Here is a 21705-nt window from a genome sequence, read left to right as displayed (position 1 = left end):
CGCTTCGCGGGCGGCGTGAGGACGCCTTCCCGCGTCGGCGTTCCCCCCGCGGGCGACTGCTCCACGCGGGCGGCAGCCCCACGAGATCGACGCTCACCCGTAGCGGGCGAGCGTCAATCCCTCGGTGTCGATCTCCGGCGCGCGGCGGGTGATGAGGTCGGCGAGCAGGCGCCCGGTGCCCGCCGCCATGGTCCAGCCCAGCGTGCCGTGACCGGTGCCGAGGAACAGATTGGGATATTTCGCCTGGCCGAGGATCGGCGGGCCGTCGGGCGTCATCGGGCGCAGGCCGCTCCAGAAGGTGCCGGCCTTGGGATCGCCGCCGTCCGGGAACAGGTCGCCGACCACGTGCTCCAGGGTCTCCCGCCGCGCATGGCGCAGCGAGAGGTCGAACCCCGCCAGTTCCGCCGTGCCGCCGATGCGGATGCGGTCGCCGAGCCGGGTCACGGCCACCTTGTAGGTCTCGTCCATCACCGTGGATTCGGGCGCGCCGCCGGCATCGGTGATGGGCACGGTGAGCGAATAGCCCTTCACCGGATAGACCGGCAGGCGGATGCCGAGCGGCCGCACAGCCTTGGGCGAATAGCTGCCGAGCGCCACCACATAGACGTCCCCCCGGATCGGGCCGGACTGGGTCTGCACGCCGGTGATGTTCGCCCCGTCGTGCTCGATGGCGCGCACCGCCCGGCCGTGGGTGAACACCGCGCCCTTCGCCTGCGCCATGGCGGCGAGGGCATGGGTGAATTTATAGCAGTCGCCGGTCTCGTCGCCGGGCAGGCGCAGGCCGCCGGCGATCTTTTCCGCCACCCGCCCGAGCGCCGGTTCGGCGGCGATGCAGCCGGCGCGGTCCAGCAGCTCGTAGGGCACGCCGAAGCGATCGAGGATCGCCATGTCCTCCCCCGCATGGTCGAGCTGCGCCTGGGTGCGGAACATCTGAAGCGTGCCCTGCATGCGCGCGTCATAGGCGATGCCGGTCTGCTGGCGCAGCGCGATCAGGCAGTCGCGGCTGTATTCGGCGAGGCGCAGCATGCGCCCCTTGTTGATCTCGTAGCGGGCATGGGTGCAATTGGTCAGCAGCCGCAGCCCGAAGGCGAGCATGGCCGGGTCGAGGCGCGGGCGGATCACCAGCGGGCGATGCTTCATCATCAGCCATTTGATGGCCTTCAGCGGCAGGCCCGGCCCGGCCCAGGGGGCGGAATAGCCCGGCGAGACCTCTCCGGCATTGGCGAAGCTGGTCTCCAGCGCGGGGCCGGACTGACGATCCACCACTTCCACCTCGTGGCCGGCGGCCGCCAGATAATAGGCGAGGGTTACGCCGATGACGCCCGACCCCAGAATCACCACCTTCATCATCCGGCCTCCCGCGGCCCGGCGTTGAGCGCCTGCCGCACCGCAAAATAGGATCAGACACCAAGCCGGGCCTGCCCGACAAGCGCGACGATGGATGGGGCGCGCTTTGGCTTATGGGATCGCTTCCGGCGGCGCGTGCTTCGTGTCGTGGGCGCGGCGGCTCGCGGGCGCGGCGGCGGGCGCGGATTTATGGATCTCCCGGCGCCCCTGGCCGTTCTGGGCGGGCGGCGCACCGCGCGGCGCTTGAGTGCCGCGCGCCAGGCGCCGGCGGGCGATCGCCCCGCCGGATCGCGAAAGACGCCGAGCCCGGTTGAGGCGGCGCGCGATGCGGGCGATAACAGGCCGTCCGGAAATTCGGCGCGGACGCGGACGCGCCGCCGGAAAGGAGGCGCGGGTGTTCACCAACACGGGGGTGCAGGGAACGGATCTCGCGGCGCTCTTCAACGCCGTGCCCAATCCCTATGTGATCCTCACGCCCGATTTCACCATTGTCGGCATGAACGACGCCTATCTGCGCGTGACCATGCGGCGGCGCGCGGACATTCTCGGCCTCTCCATGTTCGAGGCGTTTCCGAGCGACCCGGCCTCCGCGTCCAATCAGATGCTGCGGGCCTCGCTCGATCGGGTGATCCGCAACAAGGCGCGCGACGACCTGCCGTTCATCCCCTATCCGATCCAGCGGCCCGACGGCGTGATGGAGATGCGCTATTGGAGCGCCACCCACACGCCCCTGTTCGGGCCCGACGGCAATGTGCGCCACGTCGTGCAGCATACGGTGGACGTGACCGAGCTGCACAATCTGCGGGTCAGCCTCGGCGCCACCGCCTCCAGTCCGGCCCTGCTGATCGAGGGCGAGGTGTTCGGCCGCGCCGAGGCGGTGCAGGAGGCCAATGCCCAGCTCCACCGCGAGCGCCAGCGCTTGCAGATCCTGTTCGAGCAGGCGCCGGCCTTCACCGCCGTGCTGCGCGGGCCGGACCATCTGGTCGAACTGGCGAACGCCGCCTATCTGCGCCTCGTCGGCGACCGGCCCCTGGTGGGGCTGACCGTGCGCGAGGCGTTCCCGGAACTGGCCGGGCAGCCGGTGCTGGATGCGCTGGACCGGGCCTATCGCAGCGGCGAAGCCTTCGTGGCGCACGGCCTCTCGGTGATGCTGCGCGCGGCGCCGCATCTGCCGCCGGAAGAGCATGTGCTCGATTTCATCTACCAGCCGGTGGTCGATGCGGACGGCTCCGTCGGCGGCATCTTCGTCCAGGGGCAGGACATCACCGAGCAGCGGCGCGCCGAGGATGCGCTGCGCGAGCGCGAGGCGGAGCTGCGCAGGCTCAATGAATCGCTGGAAGCGCTCGTGGCCGAGCGCACCCGCGAGCGCGACCGGCTGTGGCGTCTCAGCGGCGATCTGATGGGCGTGTGCCGCGAGGACGGCGTTCTGGAAGCCGTCAACGGCGCCTGGAGCGACCTGCTCGGCTGGAGCGAAAGCGACCTGCTGGCCCACGGGTTCCTGGACCTGGTGCATCCCGAGGATGTGGCGGCCACCCAGGCGGCGCTCGCCCGCTCGCAGGAGGTGACGGCCAGTCCACGGTTCGAGAACCGCTGCCGGTGCAGCGACGGCAGCTATCGCGTCCTGGCCTGGACGCTCGCCGCCGACACCGGGCGGCTCTATATCGTCGGGCGCGACATGACCGAGCAGCGCCTCACCGAGGAGCAATTGCGCCAGTCGCAGAAGATGGAGGCGGTGGGTCAGCTCACCGGCGGCATCGCCCACGATTTCAACAATCTGCTCCAGGGCATCACGGGCTCGCTCGATATCCTCCAGCGCTGCGTCTCGCAGGGCCGCACCGCCGAGCTGGAACGCTTCGTGGAAAACGCCATGAGCTCGGCCAACCGCGCCGCAGCCCTCACCCATCGCCTGCTCGCCTTCTCCCGCCGCCAGCGGCTCGACCCCAAGCCGCTGAAGATCAATCCGCTGGTGATTTCCATGGAGGATCTGCTGCGGCGCACCATGGGGGAAACCATCCATCTGGAACTCGGGCTCGCGGACGGCCTCTGGCTGACCCTGTGCGACGCCAACCAGCTGGAAAACGCCATCCTCAACCTCGTGATCAACGCCCGCGACGCCATGCCCGAGGGCGGCCGGCTGACGCTCGAAACATGCAACGCGCATCTGGACGACAGCTATGCCGCGCGGGCGCCGGGGGTGGCGCCGGGGCAATATGTCTGCCTCAGCGTGAGCGACACCGGCACCGGAATGGCGCCCGACGTGATCGCGCGCGCCTTCGATCCCTTCTTCACCACCAAGCCCATCGGCCAGGGCACCGGGCTCGGCCTCTCCATGATCTACGGCTTCGCCCGGCAGTCGGAAGGGCATTGCCACATCTATAGCGAGGTCGGGGCCGGGACCTGCGTGAAGCTCTACCTGCCGCGCTTTCGCGATGGCGGCGCCGACCCCGCCGGCGCGTCGGGCCCGGATGCGCGCCCGCGCGGCGCGGGCGACGTGGTGCTGGTGGTGGAGGACGACCTCGTGGTGCGCGGCCTCATCCTGGAGGTTCTGCGCGAGCTCGGATATGCCGCGCTCGAGGCGGTGGACGGCCAGGCCGGCCTCGACCTGCTGATGTCCGACCAGAGGATCGATCTCGTGATCACCGACATCGGCCTGCCGCGTCTCAACGGCCGGCAGATGGTGGATGCGGCGCGTGCGGCGCGGCGCGATCTGAAAGTGCTGTTCATGACCGGCTATGCGGAGAATGCCGCCGTGGCGGCCGGCTTCCTGGAGCCGGGCATGACCATGGTGACCAAGCCGTTCGCGGTCGCCCATCTGGCCGCGCGCATCCGCGCCATCCTGGAACCGCCGCCCGCCTGACGCGGCGCGAGGGCCGGCGACAGGGGCATCGCGGCCGGCGGGCACCGCGTCCGCGCGCTTTCCTTCCGCCGCCGGATCGCGCATGAGGGGCGCGGCCCCGGCCGGGTGCCGCGCGTTCGCGCGCGCCGCGCCGCTGCGGCCGGTTCTATCCCTTGTCCTGGATGGGTCATGTCCGTGCTCGCCCGCACCTCCACCGTCACCGCCGCCACCCTCGGGTCGCGGGTGATGGGCTTTGCCCGCGATGCCGGCACGGCCGCCGTGCTGGGCGCGGGGCCGGCGGCGGATGCTCTCATGGCCGCGCTTTCCTTGCCGCTGCTGGCGCGCCGGCTGCTGGCGGAAGGCGCGTTCAACGCCGCCTTCCTGCCCGGCCTTTCGGCGGCGCGGGCGCGCGGCGGGGATGCGGCGGGCGGGGCGCTCTCGCGCGCGGTTCTGATCCTCCTGGTGCTGCTGCTGCTGGTGCTGGCGGGGCTCGGCGCGCTGTTCATGCCGGCGCTGATCGCGGTGCTGGCGCCCGGCTTCGCGCTCGGAGGGGAGCGGGCGGATCTCGCGGTCGCGTGCGGGCGCATGGCGCTGCTCTATCTGCCCCTGGCGGCGGCGGCGGCGGTGTTCGGCGGCATCGCCAATGCGGGCGGGCGCGTGTTTCTGCCGGCGCTGGCGCCGGGGCTCGCCAATGCCGTGGTGCTGTGCGTGATCCTCTATCTGGTGCTCGCGGCCGACATGGCGACCGGCACGGCGGCGTTCCTCGTTGCCATGGCGCAGGTCGCCGCCGGCATCGCCCAGCTCGCACTGATGGGCGTGGCGAGCATCGGCGCGCCAGGGGCGCCTGGCGTGGCGGCGGGGGATCCAGGGGCGCCAGGCGCGCCAGGGGCGCCTGGCGTGGTGGCGGGGGCGCCGGGGGCGCCGGGGGCGCCAAGGTCGCAAGGGGCGCATGGCGCCCCGGGGGCGGGGGGCCGGCCGCCCGACTGGCGCGGCGCGCGATCCGTGCTGCGGGCCTGCGCGCCCGCTTTGCTGTTCGCCGGCCTCTCCCAATTCCGCCTGCTGATCGCGGCGGCGACGGTGTCCGCCGCGCCGGGGGCGGTGGCGGCACTGAATTATGCCCAGCGCCTCGTGGACCTGCCGCTCGGTCTCGTCGGCGCCAGCGCCGGTGCGGTGCTGGTGCCGCTGCTGGCGGCGGGAGGCGCGGGCCGGGGGCGCCATGCCAGCGGCGCCAGCCTTGCCGCCCTCGCGCTCGCTTTGCCGGCGGGCACCGGGCTCGCCGTGCTGGCGCAGCCCATCGTCGCCGTGCTCTACCAGCGCGGGAGCTTCGACGCGGAGGACGCGCGCATCACGGCGCTGCTGCTGGCCGCGCTCGCCTTCTCCCTGCCGGCGCAGGGGCTGGAGCGGGTGCTGTCCGCCACGGCCCTCACCCATGGCATGACGCGGACCGTGGAGCGCGTGGGCCTTGCCTCGCTGTTCGCCTGCGCGCTCGCCTGTCTCGGCCTCGGCGCCGCCTTCGGCCCGGCGGGCGCGGCGAGCGGAGTGGCGGTCTCGGCGAGCCTCAGCGCTTTGACCATCGGCACCCTGCTGGCGCGCGCCGGCCATCTGCACCTGGATGGCGCGCTCGCCCGCGCCGTGGCGGGTCTTGCCGGCGGCTGCCTGCTGATGGCGCTGGTGGTGGGCGGCCTCGCGCAGGCCTGGCCGCATCCCGGCGCGGGAACCCTCGCCGCCCTGGCGCGGCTCGTGGTGCTGGTGGGGGCGGGAATGCTCTGCTATGGCGCGGTCGCGCTGGCGGTGCGGCGCGCGCTGCGACGTGCCGCCTGAGCCGTCTTTCAACCTTCGCCCGAATGGCCTTAGGTGTTCCGAGCCCGAAGGAGTGCATTCATGGTTGAGCCTGTTCCCGCCGCCGAGACCGCCCCCGCTTCCGCCGTTCCTTGCCGCTTCTTCGCCTATCCCACGGCCGACGGGCTCGCTTTGTTCGGCCGCGACTGGGGTACGGCGGGCGCCGACTTGCCGGTGGTCTGCCTGCCGGGGGTGACGCGCAATTCGCGCGATTTCGAAGCTTTGGCCGGGGCGCTGGTGGCGCGCGGGCGGCGCGTGGTGGGGCTGGATTTCCGCGGCCGGGGCGGCTCGGCCTTCGGGCCGGTGGCCACCTATACGCCGGCGCAGGAGGCGGTGGACACGATTGCCGCGCTGGCTTTTCTCGGCATTCCCCGCGCCCATTTCATCGGCACCTCGCGCGGCGGGCTGGTGATGATGGTGCTGTCCCTGCTGCGTCCGGACCTGTTCGCTTCGGCCGTGCTGAACGACATCGGCCCGGTGATCGAGAAGGCCGGCCTTGCCCGGATCTCGGGCTATGTGGGCGTCGCCGCGCTCACCGACTGGCCGACCCTGATCGCCGGCCTGAAGGCGAGCCAGGGCTTCCTGTTTCCGAGCCTCGACGAAGCCGGCTGGGAGCGCTTCGCCCGCCAGATCTATCGCGACGACGCGGGCGTGCCGCATCTGGCTTATGATCCGGCGCTCTCGGAGGCCTTCAAGGCGTTCGATCCCAACGCCACGCTGCCGGACATGTGGCCGGGCTTCGAGGCCCTGAGGGATAGTCCCGTCATGGTGGTGCACGGGGCCCTGTCGGACATTCTCAGCGCCGACACGGTGGCGCAGATGGCGGCGCGCCATCCCGGCCTCACGGTCCACACCGTGGCGGACGAGGGCCATGCGCCGCTGCTGTGGGATGCGGCGACCCAGGACGCCATCGGCGGCTTCATCGACGCGGCAAATCCGCACCGCTGAGCGTTCCTCCCCTGCGCGGCGTGGCGCTTGCCCGCCGGGCAGCTTGCGCGGCGCGGCGGCGGGTGGCATGAGGCGCGCTTCGTCTTCGCGCGCGACCGTCCGGCCGCTGCGCTGTCATGTCTGACGGCGGTGCCTTGGCCCGCCGGTCTTCGGGAGGTCGCCATGGCGGCGGTCGCGGAACGCGTCTTTTCCGGTGTGCAGCCCACCGGCAACCTGCATCTGGGCAATTATCTCGGCGCCATCAAGCGCTTCGTCGCCCTGCAGGACAGCCACGACTGCATCTATTGCGTGGTCGACCTGCACGCCATCACCGTGTGGCAGGACCCGGAAGAGCTGAAGCGCCATACGCGCGAGGTCACCGCCGCCTTCATCGCCTGCGGCATCGATCCCAAGCGCCACGTGGTGTTCAACCAGAGCCAGGTGTCCGGCCATGCGGAACTGGCCTGGATCTTCAATTGCGTCGCGCGCATGGGCTGGCTCAACCGCATGACCCAGTTCAAGGAGAAGGCCGGCAAGGACCGCGAGAACGTGTCCGTGGGCCTGTTCGCCTATCCGAGCCTGATGGCGGCGGACATCCTGCTCTACAAGGCGACCCATGTGCCGGTGGGCGAGGACCAGAAGCAGCATCTGGAGCTGACGCGCGACATCGCGCAGAAGTTCAATGTGGATTTCGCGCCGAGCATCGCCGCCAATGGCCATGGCGAGGGCTATTTCCCGCTCACGGAGCCGCTCATCGCCGGTCCCGCCACGCGCGTCATGAGCCTGCGCGACGGCTCGAAGAAGATGTCCAAGTCCGACCCCTCGGACTTTTCGCGCATCAATCTCACCGACGACAAGGATGCCATTGCCGGCAAGGTGCGCAAGGCCAAGACCGATCCCGAGCCGCTGCCCTCCGAGGAAGCCGGGCTCAAGGCGCGTCCCGAGGCGGACAATCTGGTGGGCATCTATGCGGCCCTCGCCGACGGCACCAAGCAAAGCGTGCTGGACGAATACGGCGGCGGGCAATTCTCGGCCTTCAAGGCGGCGCTGGTGGATCTGGCGGTGGACAAGCTCGGCCCCATCGCCGGGGAAATGCAGCGCCTGATGGCCGATACCAGCGCCATCGACGCCATTCTTGCCGACGGCGCCGCCCGCGCGCGGGTGATCGCCGACCAGACGATCCGCGACGTCAAGGACATCGTGGGAATGGTGCGCGGCTGAGCGGTTCCCCGCGGCGCCGGGGGCTTCGCGCCCGGCGCCGCGTGCTTTCCGCCCGGGGTCCTTTCGGCGTCCCGGCGGCGGGCGGGCGCCGGCCGCCACGGCGGCTTTGCGGAATTTGACCGGGGCTGCGCCAATTTGATTGACTAGGAAATCATATGCATATAGTTTCCTAGTCAATCAAAGAGGGCGCCATGTCTTCCACTCCGACCGTTCCGCCGGTTTCCGATCTTACGGCGCATCTCGGCTTCTGGCTGCGGCTGGTGTCCAACCACGTCTCCCAGGCCTTCGCCGCGAAGCTCGCGGACAAGGAGGTGACGGCGGCCGAATGGAGCCTGATGCGCACGCTCTACGGCAAGGCGCCGCTTCCGCCCAGCCGGATCGCCGACGACATGGGCCTGACGCGGGGGGCGGTCACCAAGCTCGCCGACCGGCTGATCGCCAAGGCGCTGATCGTGCGCGCGGCCAGTGCGAGCGACGGCCGCGCGCAGACCCTGGCCCTGACGGAGCGCGGCGCCGCCCTCGTGCCCACCCTCGCCGCCCTCGCCGACCGCAACGATGCCGAATTCTTCGATGCCCTCACGGCCCAGGAACGGGAGACGTTGCATCGTCTTCTGAAGAGCCTGGCCGCGCGCGGCCACATGACCGCAACCCCGATCGCATGACCGCGACCGTCCCCCACTCACGGAGAAACAATCATGGATGAGCGACAGAAGACCACGGCCCAGGCCTGCCTGGACGCCGCCGAGCGCAACACCCGCACCTTTCCGCAGATCGTGGGACTGCTGGGCGACGCCGGCTTCGAAGGCTATGCGGTCGATTTCCGGCGGGCGACCGCCACCTATTATCTGCCCGACGGGGAGAGCCTCGAGCTGCCGGCCCATCGGGCCGCGGGCGCGATTGCCCCGGCGTTCGACGCTGCCCGCCTCCAGGCCGCGATCCGGGATGCCCAGCAGCAGGTTCCGGGCTATACCTACAAGGGCTTCTGCGAACGGGCGGTTTCGGCCGGATGCGCCGGCTATTTCGTGTCGTTCTCCGGCCGCCGGGCACTTTATGTGGGGCGCACTGGGGAAACCCACGTCGAGCTTTTTCCCACCCCCCAGGATTGATCGACATTTCGCGGCGGGGCGGATCCTCGAGGACGGCGGGTGCCGGCGAAGGTCCTCTTTCGCCAGGCGTCACGGCCGGGACACGCCCATGCCTGGGGATGTTCCGCTGCGATCGCGCCGAGTGCTGACCGTGTCGGCCGCTCCCGGGCTGCGGCGCCCTGCGCATGAGGTGCCGCCGGTCCCGGAAGGCGCATGCCTTGCCGCTGCCGCCGCACAGGCGTAAGCCTCCCGGGCAGCCAAAGGAAGTGCCCATGCCGCAGGTGAGCCCCCAGCCGAACCTGACCGTCGATCCCGCCGAGGTCGCCCGCTTCGAGGCGCTGGGCGAGGAATGGTGGGATCCCAAGGGCAAGATGGCGCCGCTGCACGCCATCAATCCCGCCCGCCTCGCCTTTCTGCGCGACGTGATCGTGCGGCATTTCGGCCATGACCCGCGCAGCCTGCGGCCGCTCAAGGGCTTGCGCGTGCTGGACATCGGCTGCGGCGGCGGGCTCATCAGCGAGCCGATGGCGCGCATGGGGGCGGACGTGGTGGGCATCGACCCCTCCGCCGGCAATGTGGAGATCGCCCGCGCCCATGCGGCGCGCACCGACCTCGCCGTCGATTATCGCGCCGCCACCGCCGAGGAACTCGCCGACGCGGGCGAACGCTTAGACGTGGTGATGGCGCTGGAGGTGGTGGAGCACGTGGCCGATGTCGGCCTGTTCCTGCGCCGCGCGGTGGAAATGGTGCAGCCGAACGGCCTGTTCATCGGCTCGACGCTGAACCGCACCGGCAAGAGCTTCGCGCTTGCGATTCTCGGGGCGGAATATGTGCTGCGCTGGCTGCCGCGCGGCACCCACCGCTGGGACAAGTTCGTGACGCCCGGCGAATTCGAGGCGGCGCTTGCCGCCGGCGGCTTCGAGATGCGCGAATTGGCGGGCTTGAGCTTCGATCCGCTGCGCGGCACCTGGGCGCTCTCTGCGGATACGGATGTGAATTATTTCATCGTCGCCGGGCCGATGGGCTGAGGCGCGGCCCGCCTCAGTTGCGGTCTTCCGGCAGCACGGGCAGGGGGAACACCTCCACCTCCTCCTCGCGCAGCGCCTTCACTTCATCCGCGCTCGCCTCGCCATAGATCGAGCGATGCTCGATCTCGCCGCCGTGCATCTTGCGAGCGAGATCGGCGAAATCCTCGCCGACATAATCGGCCTTGCTGGTGACGTGCTCGCGCAGCTCGCGCACCAGGCGGCGGAATTCGCGCTCCTGGTCGCCCATCAGCGCCACCGGATTGGCCGGTGCCTGGGCCGGCGCGGCGGCAGGGGCGGCCTCGGGCGCGACCGGCGCGGCGCTCCGATCGGTGCGGGCCACCGAAGGCGCCATGATCGCCTTTTCCACCCGCGCGCCGCCGCAGTGCGGGCACGAAATCAGCCCGCGTGCGCGCTGGGCCTCGTAGCTGTCGGAGGAGGGGAACCAGCTCTCGAAATCGTGGCCCTGCTCGCACCTGAGGGTGTAGCGGATCACGTCGCCGCCCCGACCAGATGGAGATGCCCGCCCTGGCCGCTGTCGGCGACCTCGAACCGCCGGCCATGTTGCAGGGAGGGAATGCGCCGGCGCGCGGCGGCGACTTCCCGCAGGTCGAGCTCGGCGAGGATCACGCCGGGGTCGGTGCCGCCCTCGGCGATCACGCGGCCCCACGGGTCCACGATCAGCGAATGGCCGTAGGTCTCTCGGCCGTTCTCATGGCGCCCGCCTTGGGCGGCGGCGAGCACATAGGCGCCGTTCTCGATGGCGCGGGCGCGCAGCAGCACATGCCAATGGGCTTCCCCGGTGGGGCGGGTGAAGGCGGCCGGCACCGTCAGCACGTCGGCGCCGCTCTCCGCCAGCGCCCGATAGAGCGGGGGAAAGCGCAGGTCGTAGCAGATGGTGAGGCCGATCTTGACCCCCGAGACGGAGGCCGTCACGGCGCGCTCGCCGGGCCGGTAGGAATTGGATTCGCGATAGCTCTCGCCATTGCCCAGGTCCACGTCGAACATGTGGATCTTGTCGTAGCGGGCGGCGATTTCCCCGTCCGGGGCGATCAGGAAGCCGCGATTGACGGCGCGCTGCTCGGAAATCTTCAGCGCCAGCGAACCCACATGCAGGTGGATCTTCAGCTCGCGCGCGAGATCGCGGAACGCGGCGAGGGCAAGGTCGGCCTCTTCCTCGCGCAGCTTGTCGAACAGGAGCGTGCGGTCCAGCTCCATGAGATTGGTGGTTTCCGGCGTCTGCACATATTGGGCGCCGGCCAGCGCGGCCTCGCGAATCAAGGCGCTGGCGGTCTGGATGTTGGCGGCGACCTCGCGGCCGGAGCGCAACTGAACCAGGCCCACGCGCAGGGTTTCGGTTTTCTGGATCTCGCTCATGGCTTCGGCTCGCGGCGCGCAACGGGGGTAGGGGGCACGTTATGAGGCGGCAAGTGTAGAGGCTCGGCCCGCGCCGCGCGAGCGATAAAGGCCGCGCGGCGCGGGCCGGGCGGCCGGAACCCCGCGGGGCGCGGCTCAGGCCGCGATCAGCGTGTCGAGCTCGCCCGCGCTCTCCAGGGCATAGAGATCGTCGCAACCGCCCACATGCGTGTCGCCGATGAAGATCTGCGGAACGCTGGTGCGCCCGCCCGCACGCCGGGACATTTCTTCCTGGCCGGCGGGGTCCGTGGTCACGTCGATCTCGGTGAACGTCAGCCCTTTTCGGCGCAATAACTCCTTTGCAGCATGGCAATAGGGGCACCAGCTCTTGGTGTAGATTTCAATGGTTTTCATGCAGCCCTCTGCGCAACGGGCCAAACCGCCGTCACGGAATTGTTGCATGATACGGCTCTTCAGCCGACTTCGACAACCCTGGCGAAGGTGACGGCGTCGATATGAGTGGCCTTCGCATACCTCAAGGCCTGGGCGCAGGCGTCGAGCGTCGCCCCGGTTGTGAGGACGTCGTCCACAATCAAGATGCGTCGCCCCGCCACATGATGGGTGAGCGAATCAGGCACGCGAAATGCGCCCGAGACGTTCGCGCGGCGTTCAGCGCGGTTGAAGGATACCTGCGAGGGGGTGGCCCGCGTGCGCGTGAGCACGTCGGTGCGGCACGGCACCCCGCTCGCCCTGGAAATGCGCCGGGCGAGCAGGGCGGCCTGGTTGAAGCGGCGGCGCCATAGCCGCAGGGGATGGAGCGGCACCGGCACGATGAGGTCCGCCTCGCGCAGCAATTCGCCTGCCGCCCGCATCATCAGGCGCGCCATGGGGGCCGCCATGTCGAGCCGGTCGCCATATTTCAGGCCGTGCACCAGATCGCGCGACACCGCGCCGAACAGCACCGCCGCGCGCGCCCGATCGAAGGCCGGGGGGTCGGTGACCGCTTCCAGGGAGAGGCGCGGCGCGCCGTCGCCCTGCTGCTGCTCATAGGGAAAGGGAATGCCGAGCCGCTCGCAATAGGGCCGCTCCACGAACGCGAGCCGGCGCCAGCACCCGCCGCACAGCCCCTCGGCTTCGTGGACGATGGTGCCGCACGCGACGCAGGTGGGCGGGAGCACGAGGCCGAGCGCCGCCTTGCCGGCCGCGTGCAGCATGCGCCCGGCGCCGCGCCGGCCGGCGCGCAGCCGGTCTGCGAGGCGCGGCGGGGGCTCCGCCGGTTCTCCATCCGCGCCGTGTCCTGAACCTGGCGTCGTCATGCGGCCGCCTTCCCCTCGCGGACGAGAATGGAACGGGACGCGCGCGCCTTCAATGCCGGGCGGGGGCGACGGCGCGTGCGTCCACGCGGCGCCGATGGCACCGGCCTTTCAAAGCCGGCGCGGTCGGCCCGGCGTAGATGGCCGGGACGAGCTTGGCCGTGACGAAAGAAAGGGGACGACCGAAGGACACCGAACGCAGGACGCAGGAACGGGCGTGCACGGCCTTTCGGATGCACGCTCCACCCAATGCCGCTGCTGTTAGCCCGGCCGCCAGCGGCGCAGCAGCAAAGCGTTGCCGATGACGCTCACCGAGGACAGCGCCATGGCCGCCGCCGCAACCATGGGCGACAGCAGAAGGCCAAACACCGGATAGAGCACGCCCGCCGCGATCGGCACGCCCGCCGCATTGTAGAAAAAGGCGAAGAACAGGTTGCGGCGGATATTGGCCATGGTCGCCCGCGAGAGCGAGCGGGCGTGGGCGATGCCCGCAAGATCCCCCTTGAGCAAGGTGAGGCCTGCGCTCTCCATGGCCACATCGGTGCCCGTGCCCATGGCGATGCCCACATCGGCAGCGGCGAGGGCGGGCGCATCATTCACCCCGTCGCCGGCCATGGCGACGATCCGGCCTTCGGCCCGCAGGCGGGCGATCAGCGCCGCCTTGTCGCCGGGGAGCACCTCGGCCACCACTTCGTCCATGCCGAGCCGGTCGGCGACCGCCTGGGCGGTGGCGCGATTGTCGCCGGTCAGCATGATGACGCGGATGCCGTCCGCCTTCAGCGCCGCGAGCGCGGCCGGCGTGCTCGCCTTGATGGGATCGGCGACCGCGACCAGGCCGACGATGGCGCCGCCGGCGGCGACGAACACCACGCTCGCCCCGTCACGACGCAGAGCCTCGGCTTCGGCGGCAAGGGCGTCGCTGGAGATGCCCTGCTCGGCCAGGAAGGCGGCATGGCCTACCAGCACGGTTTCCCCCTCCACGGTGCCGATCACGCCCTTGCCCACGGGGCTGTCGAAGCCGGTCGGCTCGCTCAGCGCGAGACCGCGGGCGGCGGCGCCGGCGACGATGGCGGCGGCCAGCGGATGCTCGCTCGGCCGCTCCAGGCTCGCCGCGAGGCGCAGCACCTCGTCTTCCGTGCGGCCGAGGGCGCGCACGGCGGTGAGCTTGGGCTTGCCCTCGGTGAGGGTGCCGGTCTTGTCGGCCACCAGCGTGTCGACCCGTTCCAGCCGTTCCAGCGCTTCCGCGCTCTTGATCAGGATGCCCGCCTGGGCGCCCCGCCCGACGCCGACCATGATCGACATGGGGGTCGCAAGCCCGAGCGCGCACGGGCAGGCGATGATCAGCACCGAAACGGCGGCCATGAGGGCGAAGGTGAAGCGCGGTTCGGGACCCACAGCCATCCACACGGCGAAGGCGATGAGGGCGGCGGCGATGACCGCCGGCACGAACCAGCCGGAGACCTGGTCGGCAAGGCGCTGGATCGGCGCCCGCGAGCGCTGGGCCTGGGCGACCATCTGCACGATCTGGGCGAGCAGGGTCTCGCGGCCCACCTTTTCGGCGCGCATCACGATGCCGCCGCTGATGTTCAGCGTGCCGGCGATCACAGTGTCGCCGATTTCCTTGGAAATCGGCAGAGATTCGCCCGTGATCAGGGATTCATCCAGACTGCTGCGGCCTTCGTCTACCGTGCCGTCCACGGGCACCTTCTCGCCGGGGCGCACGCGCAGGCGGTCGCCGGGGTGGACGAGATCGAGCGCCACATCCTCTTCCGAGCCGTCGGCATTGAGCCGGCGGGCGGTCTTCGGGGCAAGGCCGAGCAGGGCCTTGATGGCGCCGGAGGTCTGGTCGCGCGCCCGCAATTCCAGCACCTGCCCCAGCAGCACCAGCACCGTGATCACGGCGGCGGCCTCGAAATAGACCGGAACGGCCCCGTCATGTGTCTGGAAAGAATGGGGAAACAGCCCGGGCGCGAAGGTGCCGACGAGGCTGTAGAGGAACGCCACGCCAGTGCCGAGGGCGATCAGCGTGAACATGTTCAGATGCCCGCTCCGCACCGAGGCGGCGCCGCGCTCGAAGAAGGGCAGGCCGGCCCATAGCACCACCGGGGTGGCCAGCACGAGCTGGATATAATTCGAGATCTGCTGCCCGAGGAGATGCACGCCGAACAGGTGCTGGCCCATTTCCAGCACGAACACCGGCACGGTCAGCACCAGGCCGGTCCAGAAACGGCGAGACATATCAATGAGTTCTGCGTTTGGTCCGGCGTCCAGCGTCACCAGGTCCGGCTCCAGCGCCATGCCGCAGATGGGGCATGTGCCGGGGCCGATCTGGCGGATTTCCGGGTGCATGGGGCAGGTGAAGATCGTGCCCTCCGGCACCGGCGCGGCGGGGGCCGCCTTGGCTGCGAGATAGCGGGCGGGATCGGCCTCGAACTTGGCCTTGCAGCCGGCGCAGCAGAAATAGAAGGGCTGGCCATTGTGGTCCGCACGATGCTTGGCCGTGTGGGGATCCACATCCATGCCGCAGACCGGGTCCTTGGCCATGTGGGAATGGGTGCAGGCGGAATGGTCATGGCCGGCATGCGCCGCATGGTCGTGCGCGCGGTGATCATGCGCGTTGTGATCATGGGCGGCGTGGGAAGGGGCGGGCATGTGCGCGCTCTCTGCCGCGCCCTTGCCCTCGCCCTTGCCCTCGCCCTTGCCGTTATCCTGGCCCGATCCGCAGCAGGCCGCAGCGTCCGCTGCTTTCGGGGCGTCGAGGGGCGCGGGGCCGCCGCAGCAGCTCGCGCCCGCAGCTGGGGCCGAGGGCGTCGGGGAGGTGGGGGCGTGCGGATCGTGTGCCATGATCGCCTCATTGCGCCTTTGCGTGCGCCCGGGTCTTTGCGCTCGCTCAGAAAGACGCGAATTGTTCGCGCATGAACCCCTGGGGGGTATGCTTGACTTGTTATTTATACCCGCCAGGGGTATATGGCAAGCATGCGTGACCCGGCAAAATCCTCCGTCCTGAAGCGTCTCAACCGCATCGAGGGGCAGGTGCGCGGCATCGCCCGCATGGTGGAGGAGGATCGCTATTGCATCGACCTGATCACCCAGATCTCCGCTGTCCGCGCGGCCTTGCGCCGGGCCGAGGAGGAAGTGTTGCGCGATCACGTCGCCCATTGCGTCGAGCACGCGATCCGCTCCGGCGATGCCGACGAGCAGCGCAAGAAAGTCGCTGAACTGATGGATGTCATCGCCCGCAGCGAGCGGTGAAGGGCGCTGCCAAAGCATCTTCACGTGGCGCATGGTATGGCGCATGCGCCTTTGTCGCCTCGTCGCAACCGCGGGTCCTCCCATGCCCTTTCAGCTCACCCTGCCGCCCGCCGCAACGTGCGCCTTGGCGCTTGTCGTGTCGCTCTCCTCGCCCGCCAGCGCCGGCAAGGACGGGACCTATTGCAGCACGGATGAGACGATCGTCTTTTCCTGCGATCTCGGCAGCCACACGCTTTCGCTTTGCGCCTCCAGGGACATCGGCCACGACCGCGGCTTTCTGCAATATCGCTTCGGCCATCTGGACCGGGTGCTGACCACCTATCCGCCCGCCGGCACGAAACCCGCCGAGGCCTTCACCGTCGGTACGCTCATGTTTGCGGGCGGCGGCGGGGCATGGCTGCGGTTCCAGGATCAGGCGATCCGCTACACGCTCTTCAACGCCATCGGAAAATGGAACCCCAAGGGCGGCCCGGCCGCGGTTTCGGGCGTCGTGGCCGAGCAGAGCGGCCAGCCGAGCGTGACCATGGTTTGCCGCGATCATATCGTCGGCGGGTTCGGCTCAGCCTTTTTTGAGAAGGCCGGCCTGAAGGCGGAGGGCGAGTTCGAAATTCCCGAGGACGCCTTCCCGAAATAAGCGGCTGGGCGACTTGTCTTCTACGCCCGAGCGCACCTTTCGCCAGGGCCGCGCGCGCCTGCCCCGGGCGGGATCAGGATGCCAGCGCCGCGATGACCGCGTTCAGCACCGGGAACCCCCGCGCGGTGGCGGCCAGACGGTTACCGGCGCGCCGCACCAAGCCGTCCTGCTCCAGCGCGGCGATGCGGCTTTCCGGGATCGGTGTGCCGGCGAGCCTTGCGTGGCGGGCAAGATCGACACCTTCGGCAAGCCGGAGCCCCATGAGCAGCAATTCGTCCGCCTGCTCGGCCGGGTCCAGCGTCTCGTCCGAGACGATGCCGTGGCCGTTCGCTTCCACCAGCTCCAGCCATGTCTCCGGCTGCTTCTGCGTGAAGGTGGCGCGGCGCCTTCCGTCCACCGCAAGCCGCCCGTGGGCGCCGGGGCCGATGCCGGCATAGGTGCCATAGCGCCAATAGACGAGATTGTGCCGCGCCTCGGCACCGGGGCGGGCGTGGTTGGAAATCTCATAGGCGGGCAGTCCGGCGGCGGCGGTGATCTCCTGCGTCACGTCCCAGAGCGTGCGGGCATGATCGTCGTCGGGAATCAGCAGCTTGCCGGCGGAATAGAGCTTCTCGAACATGGTGCCCGGCTCGATGGTGAGCTGGTACAGCGAGAGATGCTCGCATCCTTCCGCGATGGCGCGTTTCAGCTCGCGCGCCCAGTCTTCCGGCTTCTGGCGCGGGCGGGCGTAGATGAGGTCGAACGAGACCCGTTCGAACGTCGCGCGGGCGATCGCCACCGCCGCCAGGGCCTCGTCCACCGAATGCATGCGGCCGAGCGCCTTCAGCTCGGCATCGTCCAGCGCCTGGACGCCCAGCGAGACCCGGTTGATGCCGGCGCCGCGATAGCCGCGAAAGCGCTCGGCCTCAACGCTGGTGGGATTGGCCTCCAGCGTGATCTCGGCATTGGCGGCGAGCGGCCAGGCCGCATTCACCGCCTCCAAGATAGCGGCGACGGTGCTCGGCGCCATGAGCGAGGGCGTGCCGCCGCCGAAGAACACCGTGCCCGCTTCACGCGGGCCGGTGAGGGCGCGCATGTAAGCGATCTCTTGCCGGAAAGCGGCGATGAAGCGCGCCTGGTCCGGCGGGGAATGGCGCACGTGGCTGTTGAAGTCGCAATAGGGGCATTTGGCGAGGCAGAACGGCCAATGCACATAGACGCCGAACCCGCCGGCGGTCTCTTCTCCGGCGACGCGGTCACCCCCCTCTCCCGCTTGCGGGGGAGGGCCGGGGAGGGGGAAAGAGGTGGCGTGAGACGCGGGCGCCGGCGTTGCGGCGCGTGCCCCCTCCCAACGCTCCCCCGCAAGCGGGAGAGGGCCCGGACCGTTCGGCGCGGGGGCAGGCGAAAAAGCGGGCGTCGTGGTCATGCCTCCAGGCACGCCTGCGCCAATTGGCGGAAGGCGCGGGCGCGGTGGGAAAGGCCCAAGCCGAGCGGCGGCATGGAATGCTTCTCCTCCGCGCTCATCTCCGCGAACGTGCGCGTGTGGCCCTCGGGCACGAACATGGGATCATAGCCGAACCCCTTGGCGCCCCGGGTCGGCCACACCAGCTCGCCCTCCACCACCCCCTCGAATTCCTCCACATGGCCGTCCGGCCAGGCGAGGCACAGGGCGGAGACGAAACGGGCGGTGCGCGAATCCGGCTCCATGGCGCCGCGCGCCACCAGCAGCGACTGGATGGTTTCCATCGCCTTTTCGAAATCGCGCTCCGGGCCCGCCCAGCGGGCGGTGTGGATGCCGGGCTGGCCGCCGAGCGCGTCGATCACGAGCCCGCTGTCGTCGGCAAACGCCGGCAACTGTGCCGCGTTCGCCGCCGCGACCGCCTTCAGGCGGGCATTGGCGACGAAAGTGGTACCGGTCTCGTCGGGCTCGGGCAGGCCCAGTTCGCCGGCGGCCACCGCTTCCACCCCATAGGGTTCGAGCAGCATGCGCATCTCGATGAGCTTGCCCTTGTTGTGCGTGGCGACAACGAGCCGCCCTTCGAGCCGGCGATGGGACATCAGGCCACCGCCTGCTTCTGCAAATCCACCAGCTGGTTGATGCCGGTGCGGGCGAGCGTGAGCAATTGCAGGAATTCCGCTTCCGTGAATGGGGTCTTTTCCGCCGTGCCCTGGATCTCGACGATGCCGCCGGAGCCGGTCATGACGAAATTGGCGTCGGTCTCCGCCTTGCTGTCCTCGGGATAATCGAGATCGAGCACGGGGGTGCCTTCGAAAATCCCGCAGGAGACGGCCGCCACATGCTCGCGCAGGGGGATGGTCTTCAGCATGGAGCGCGAATACATCCAGCTCATGCAGTCGTGCAGGGCGATCCAGGCGCCGGTGATGGCGGCGGTGCGGGTGCCGCCGTCCGCCTGCAGCACGTCGCAATCGAGCGTGATCTGGCGTTCGCCGAGGCCGACGAGGTCGGTCACCGAGCGCAGCGAGCGGCCGATCAGCCGCTGGATCTCCTGGGTGCGGCCGGATTGCTTGCCGGTGGTGGATTCGCGCCGGGTCCGCTCCAACGTGGCGCGGGGGAGCATGGAATATTCCGCCGTCACCCAGCCCCGGCCCTGGCCCTTCAGCCACGGCGGCAGGCGCTCTTCCAGGGTCGCCGCCACCAGCACATGGGTGTCGCCGAACTTGACGAGGCACGAGCCCTCGGCATGGCGCAGAACGTTGCGCTCGAAGGAAACGGCTCGCATCTCGTCGCTCGCGCGGCGGCTCGGGCGCATAATTTGTCCAATCCGTTATGAAACTGGCCGTCGTTTTAGGGGTGGGCGCGCGCGGGAGCAAGGGGCGTGGTATGCTGCCTCATGGTTCAGGCGGGCGCGGTGTGCGAACAGGCGATGGTGTCGCGGCAGGATAACCGGCAAGATATCGGGCGGGATGATCTGCGGCATCAGGGACTGCCCCCGCCGGTGCCGCGAATCTCTCCGCCCGCTTTATCCCGCCCGCCCGATCCGGAGTGAGGCCTTGCCCATCGATCCCATCATTCCTCCCTTTTCAGCGGCCCTCGGCCAGATCGACGAGCGCTCGCGCGAGATCTTCCGCCAGATCGTGGAAAGCTATCTCGCGACGGGCGAGCCGGTGGGCTCGCGCAACATCGCCCGCCTGATCCCCATGTCGCTGTCGCCGGCCTCCGTGCGCAACGTGATGGCGGACCTGGAGGCGGCGGGGCTGATCTATGCGCCGCATACCAGCGCCGGCCGCCTGCCGACCGAACGCGGGCTGCGCTTCTTCGTCGATGCGCTGATGGAAATCGGCGATGTCAGCGAGGGCGATCGCCGCAACATCGAATCCCAGGTCGCCGCCGCCGCCAAGGGCTATACGGTGGACGGCGTGCTGCGCGAGGCCTCGGCCCTGCTCTCCGGCCTGTCGCGCGGGGCCGGCGTGGTCACGGCGATCAAGACCGATCCGCGCCTCAAGCATGTGGAATTCGTGCCGCTGGATACCAACCGCGCGCTGGTGATCCTCGTGTCCGAGGACGGGCAGGTGGAAAACCGGGCCGTGCCGCTTCCCATGGGGTTGCCGGTTTCGGCGCTGACGGAGGCCACCAATTTCCTCAACGCCCATATTCGCGGCCGCACCCTCGCCGAGGCGCGGGCGGAGATGGAGGGCCTGTTGAGCGAGCTGCGCCAGCAATTGGACGCCCTCACCGCGCGGGTGGTGGAGGCGGGGCTTGCCTCCTGGTCCGGCGACGGGCCGGCGGAGCGCAAGCTGATCGTGCGCGGACAGGCGAAATTGCTGGAGGACCTCCATGCGCTGGAGGATCTCGAACGCATTCGCCTGTTGTTCGACGACCTGGAATCCAAGCGCGACGTGGTGGACCTGCTGGGACGGGCGGAGGATGCCCAGTCCCTGCGCATCTTCATCGGTTCGGAGAACAAACTATTCTCCCTCTCCGGCTCCTCCACCATCGTCGCGCCCTATCACGACAGCCAGGGCCGGGTGCTGGGTGTGCTGGGGGTGATCGGCCCGACGCGGCTCAATTATGGGCGCATCGTGCCCATGGTGGACTTCACCGCGCGGGTCGTCAGCCGCGTTCTGGGGGCTCCGGGGGCCGACGCGGCTTGATTTTTCCCGCCACGCCCCCGATATGCGGGGCGAAATCGGTGCACCTGCCCGTGGGGCGGTGTTGTTAGCGACGAGGACATGGGCATGAGCGATCAGGGTGGCGCGAACGACGCGAAGCCCCATACCGACCTGAACTCCGATCCGGAGGGGGCGGAAATGGACGCGCTCGCCGAGGGGAGCGAGGCCGGCGGACTCCAGGCGGAGAAGCAGAGGCTGGAGAGCGAGGTCGCGAACCTGAAGGACAAGTTCCTGCGCGCCTATGCGGAAGCGGAGAACATCCGCCGCCGGGCCGAAAAGGAAGTGGCCGACGCCAAGACCTATGGCATCGCCTCCTTCGCGCGCGACGTCTTGAACGTGGCCGACGACCTTGCCCGCGCCCTCGGCGCGGTCGAGACGGAAGCCAAGGAAAAGGCGGAAGGCGCGTTCAAGGCGCTGCTCGACGGCTTGGAACTGACCGAGCGCAGCCTTCACAAGGGCCTGGAAAAGCACGGCATCCGCAAGGTTGAGCCGGTGGGCGAGAAATTCGACCCCAATCTGCACCAGGCCATGTTCGAGGTGCCCGACGCGAGCGTGCCCAACGGCACCGTCGTGCAGGTGGTTCAGTCCGGCTATGTGATCGGCGACCGGGTGCTGCGCCCCGCCATGGTTGGCGTTTCGCGCGGCGGCCCCAAGGTGGCGCCCGGCGAGGCCAAGGCCGAGAACGGTTCCGCCAACTGACGCGCGCCTTTCGGCCGGTCCGGATCAACAAAAGCCGCCGCGTCATGGCACGCGGCGGCTT

20 protein-coding genes and 1 pseudogene are annotated in these 21705 nt (G+C 69.8%); 12 read left to right on the top strand and 9 right to left on the bottom strand.

The window, feature by feature from the left end; translation table 11 throughout:
- Nucleotides 1-93 precede the first annotated feature (93 nt).
- Nucleotides 94-1347 carry a D-amino acid dehydrogenase gene (locus V5F84_RS20000; RefSeq protein WP_394041977.1) on the bottom strand — a complete coding sequence of 418 codons (1254 nt, stop codon included), beginning with the start codon at nucleotides 1345-1347 and terminating at the stop codon, nucleotides 94-96.
- Nucleotides 1348-1672: 325 nt separating this feature from the next.
- On the opposite strand from V5F84_RS20000, the pseudogene V5F84_RS19995 reads away from it, so the two are divergent.
- The 8 genes and pseudogenes from V5F84_RS19995 to ubiG form a co-directional block, all read left to right on the top strand.
- Nucleotides 1673-2131 (top strand): annotated as a pseudogene (locus V5F84_RS19995) (PAS domain-containing protein); the annotation flags it as partial.
- On the top strand, nucleotides 2111-4204 hold the full coding sequence (locus V5F84_RS19990) for a PAS domain-containing protein (protein ID WP_509277222.1): 2094 nt from the start codon (nucleotides 2111-2113) through the stop codon (nucleotides 4202-4204). The pseudogene V5F84_RS19995 and the gene V5F84_RS19990, both read left to right, overlap by 21 nt.
- A gap of 168 nt (nucleotides 4205-4372) precedes the next feature.
- Nucleotides 4373-6004, top strand: coding sequence for a murein biosynthesis integral membrane protein MurJ (gene murJ / locus V5F84_RS19985; RefSeq protein ID WP_394041979.1), 1632 nt, complete (start codon nucleotides 4373-4375; stop codon nucleotides 6002-6004).
- A gap of 60 nt (nucleotides 6005-6064) precedes the next feature.
- Nucleotides 6065-6970, top strand: a complete 906-nt coding sequence (locus tag V5F84_RS19980) for an alpha/beta fold hydrolase (RefSeq protein ID WP_394041980.1) — start codon at nucleotides 6065-6067, stop codon at nucleotides 6968-6970.
- Nucleotides 6971-7132: 162 nt separating this feature from the next.
- A complete protein-coding gene (trpS, locus tag V5F84_RS19975; RefSeq protein ID WP_394041981.1) occupies nucleotides 7133-8170 on the top strand; it encodes a tryptophan--tRNA ligase in 1038 nt (345 codons plus the stop codon).
- A gap of 191 nt (nucleotides 8171-8361) precedes the next feature.
- Entirely contained in the window at nucleotides 8362-8832 is a 471-nt protein-coding gene (locus V5F84_RS19970) for a MarR family winged helix-turn-helix transcriptional regulator (protein ID WP_394041982.1), read from the top strand.
- A 33-nt stretch (nucleotides 8833-8865) separates the two neighbouring features.
- Nucleotides 8866-9276, top strand: a complete 411-nt coding sequence (locus V5F84_RS19965; RefSeq protein WP_394041983.1) for a DUF1398 domain-containing protein — start codon at nucleotides 8866-8868, stop codon at nucleotides 9274-9276.
- Between the two features lie 251 nt (nucleotides 9277-9527).
- Nucleotides 9528-10283: a bifunctional 2-polyprenyl-6-hydroxyphenol methylase/3-demethylubiquinol 3-O-methyltransferase UbiG gene (ubiG, locus tag V5F84_RS19960; protein ID WP_394041984.1), complete on the top strand. Its 756-nt coding sequence runs from the start codon at nucleotides 9528-9530 to the stop codon at nucleotides 10281-10283.
- A gap of 13 nt (nucleotides 10284-10296) precedes the next feature.
- Here ubiG and V5F84_RS19955 read toward each other — a convergent pair whose 3' ends face one another.
- The 5 genes from V5F84_RS19955 to V5F84_RS19935 form a co-directional block, all read right to left on the bottom strand.
- A complete protein-coding gene (locus V5F84_RS19955) occupies nucleotides 10297-10776 on the bottom strand; it encodes a DUF1178 family protein (RefSeq protein WP_394041985.1) in 480 nt (159 codons plus the stop codon).
- Nucleotides 10773-11657 carry a carbon-nitrogen hydrolase family protein gene (locus tag V5F84_RS19950; protein WP_394041986.1) on the bottom strand — a complete coding sequence of 295 codons (885 nt, stop codon included), beginning with the start codon at nucleotides 11655-11657 and terminating at the stop codon, nucleotides 10773-10775. Before V5F84_RS19950 ends, V5F84_RS19955 begins: the two co-directional genes overlap by 4 nt.
- A 135-nt stretch (nucleotides 11658-11792) precedes the next feature.
- On the bottom strand, nucleotides 11793-12050 hold the full coding sequence (gene grxC / locus V5F84_RS19945) for a glutaredoxin 3 (protein ID WP_394041987.1): 258 nt from the start codon (nucleotides 12048-12050) through the stop codon (nucleotides 11793-11795).
- Nucleotides 12051-12109: 59 nt separating this feature from the next.
- Nucleotides 12110-12952 (bottom strand): ComF family protein, encoded by an 843-nt coding sequence (locus V5F84_RS19940; protein WP_394041988.1) that lies wholly within the window; start codon nucleotides 12950-12952, stop codon nucleotides 12110-12112.
- Between the two features lie 258 nt (nucleotides 12953-13210).
- Nucleotides 13211-15601, bottom strand: coding sequence for a heavy metal translocating P-type ATPase (locus V5F84_RS19935; protein WP_394042115.1), 2391 nt, complete (start codon nucleotides 15599-15601; stop codon nucleotides 13211-13213).
- Nucleotides 15602-15925: 324 nt separating this feature from the next.
- On the opposite strand from V5F84_RS19935, the gene V5F84_RS19930 reads away from it, so the two are divergent.
- Both V5F84_RS19930 and V5F84_RS19925 read left to right on the top strand, forming a co-directional pair.
- Complete coding sequence (locus V5F84_RS19930) at nucleotides 15926-16201, top strand: metal-sensitive transcriptional regulator (protein ID WP_394014068.1); 276 nt, start codon at nucleotides 15926-15928, stop codon at nucleotides 16199-16201.
- A gap of 82 nt (nucleotides 16202-16283) precedes the next feature.
- Nucleotides 16284-16835, top strand: coding sequence for a hypothetical protein (locus tag V5F84_RS19925; protein ID WP_394041989.1), 552 nt, complete (start codon nucleotides 16284-16286; stop codon nucleotides 16833-16835).
- Nucleotides 16836-16908: 73 nt separating this feature from the next.
- On the opposite strand, the gene hemW is transcribed toward V5F84_RS19925, so the two are convergent.
- The 3 genes from hemW to rph form a co-directional block, all read right to left on the bottom strand.
- The gene (gene hemW, locus V5F84_RS19920) at nucleotides 16909-18027 is read right to left on the bottom strand and encodes a radical SAM family heme chaperone HemW (RefSeq protein WP_394041990.1); all 1119 of its coding nucleotides are present in this window, start codon (nucleotides 18025-18027) and stop codon (nucleotides 16909-16911) included.
- Between the two features lie 209 nt (nucleotides 18028-18236).
- Nucleotides 18237-18872 carry an RdgB/HAM1 family non-canonical purine NTP pyrophosphatase gene (rdgB, locus tag V5F84_RS19915; RefSeq protein WP_394041991.1) on the bottom strand — a complete coding sequence of 212 codons (636 nt, stop codon included), beginning with the start codon at nucleotides 18870-18872 and terminating at the stop codon, nucleotides 18237-18239.
- Nucleotides 18872-19585 carry a ribonuclease PH gene (rph, locus tag V5F84_RS19910; RefSeq protein ID WP_394041992.1) on the bottom strand — a complete coding sequence of 238 codons (714 nt, stop codon included), beginning with the start codon at nucleotides 19583-19585 and terminating at the stop codon, nucleotides 18872-18874. The genes rdgB and rph overlap by 1 nt, the downstream gene beginning before the upstream one ends.
- A 241-nt stretch (nucleotides 19586-19826) precedes the next feature.
- On the opposite strand from rph, the gene hrcA reads away from it, so the two are divergent.
- Both hrcA and grpE read left to right on the top strand, forming a co-directional pair.
- Entirely contained in the window at nucleotides 19827-20927 is a 1101-nt protein-coding gene (gene hrcA / locus V5F84_RS19905) for a heat-inducible transcriptional repressor HrcA (RefSeq protein WP_394041993.1), read from the top strand.
- An 84-nt stretch (nucleotides 20928-21011) separates the two neighbouring features.
- On the top strand, nucleotides 21012-21644 hold the full coding sequence (gene grpE / locus V5F84_RS19900; protein ID WP_394041995.1) for a nucleotide exchange factor GrpE: 633 nt from the start codon (nucleotides 21012-21014) through the stop codon (nucleotides 21642-21644).
- Nucleotides 21645-21705 lie beyond the last annotated feature (61 nt).

It is taken from the genome of Roseixanthobacter liquoris (assembly GCF_043195135.2).
Taxonomy (GTDB): Bacteria; Pseudomonadota; Alphaproteobacteria; order Rhizobiales; family Xanthobacteraceae; genus NCEH01.
This window is presented reverse-complemented; position numbering and strand designations above follow the sequence as displayed.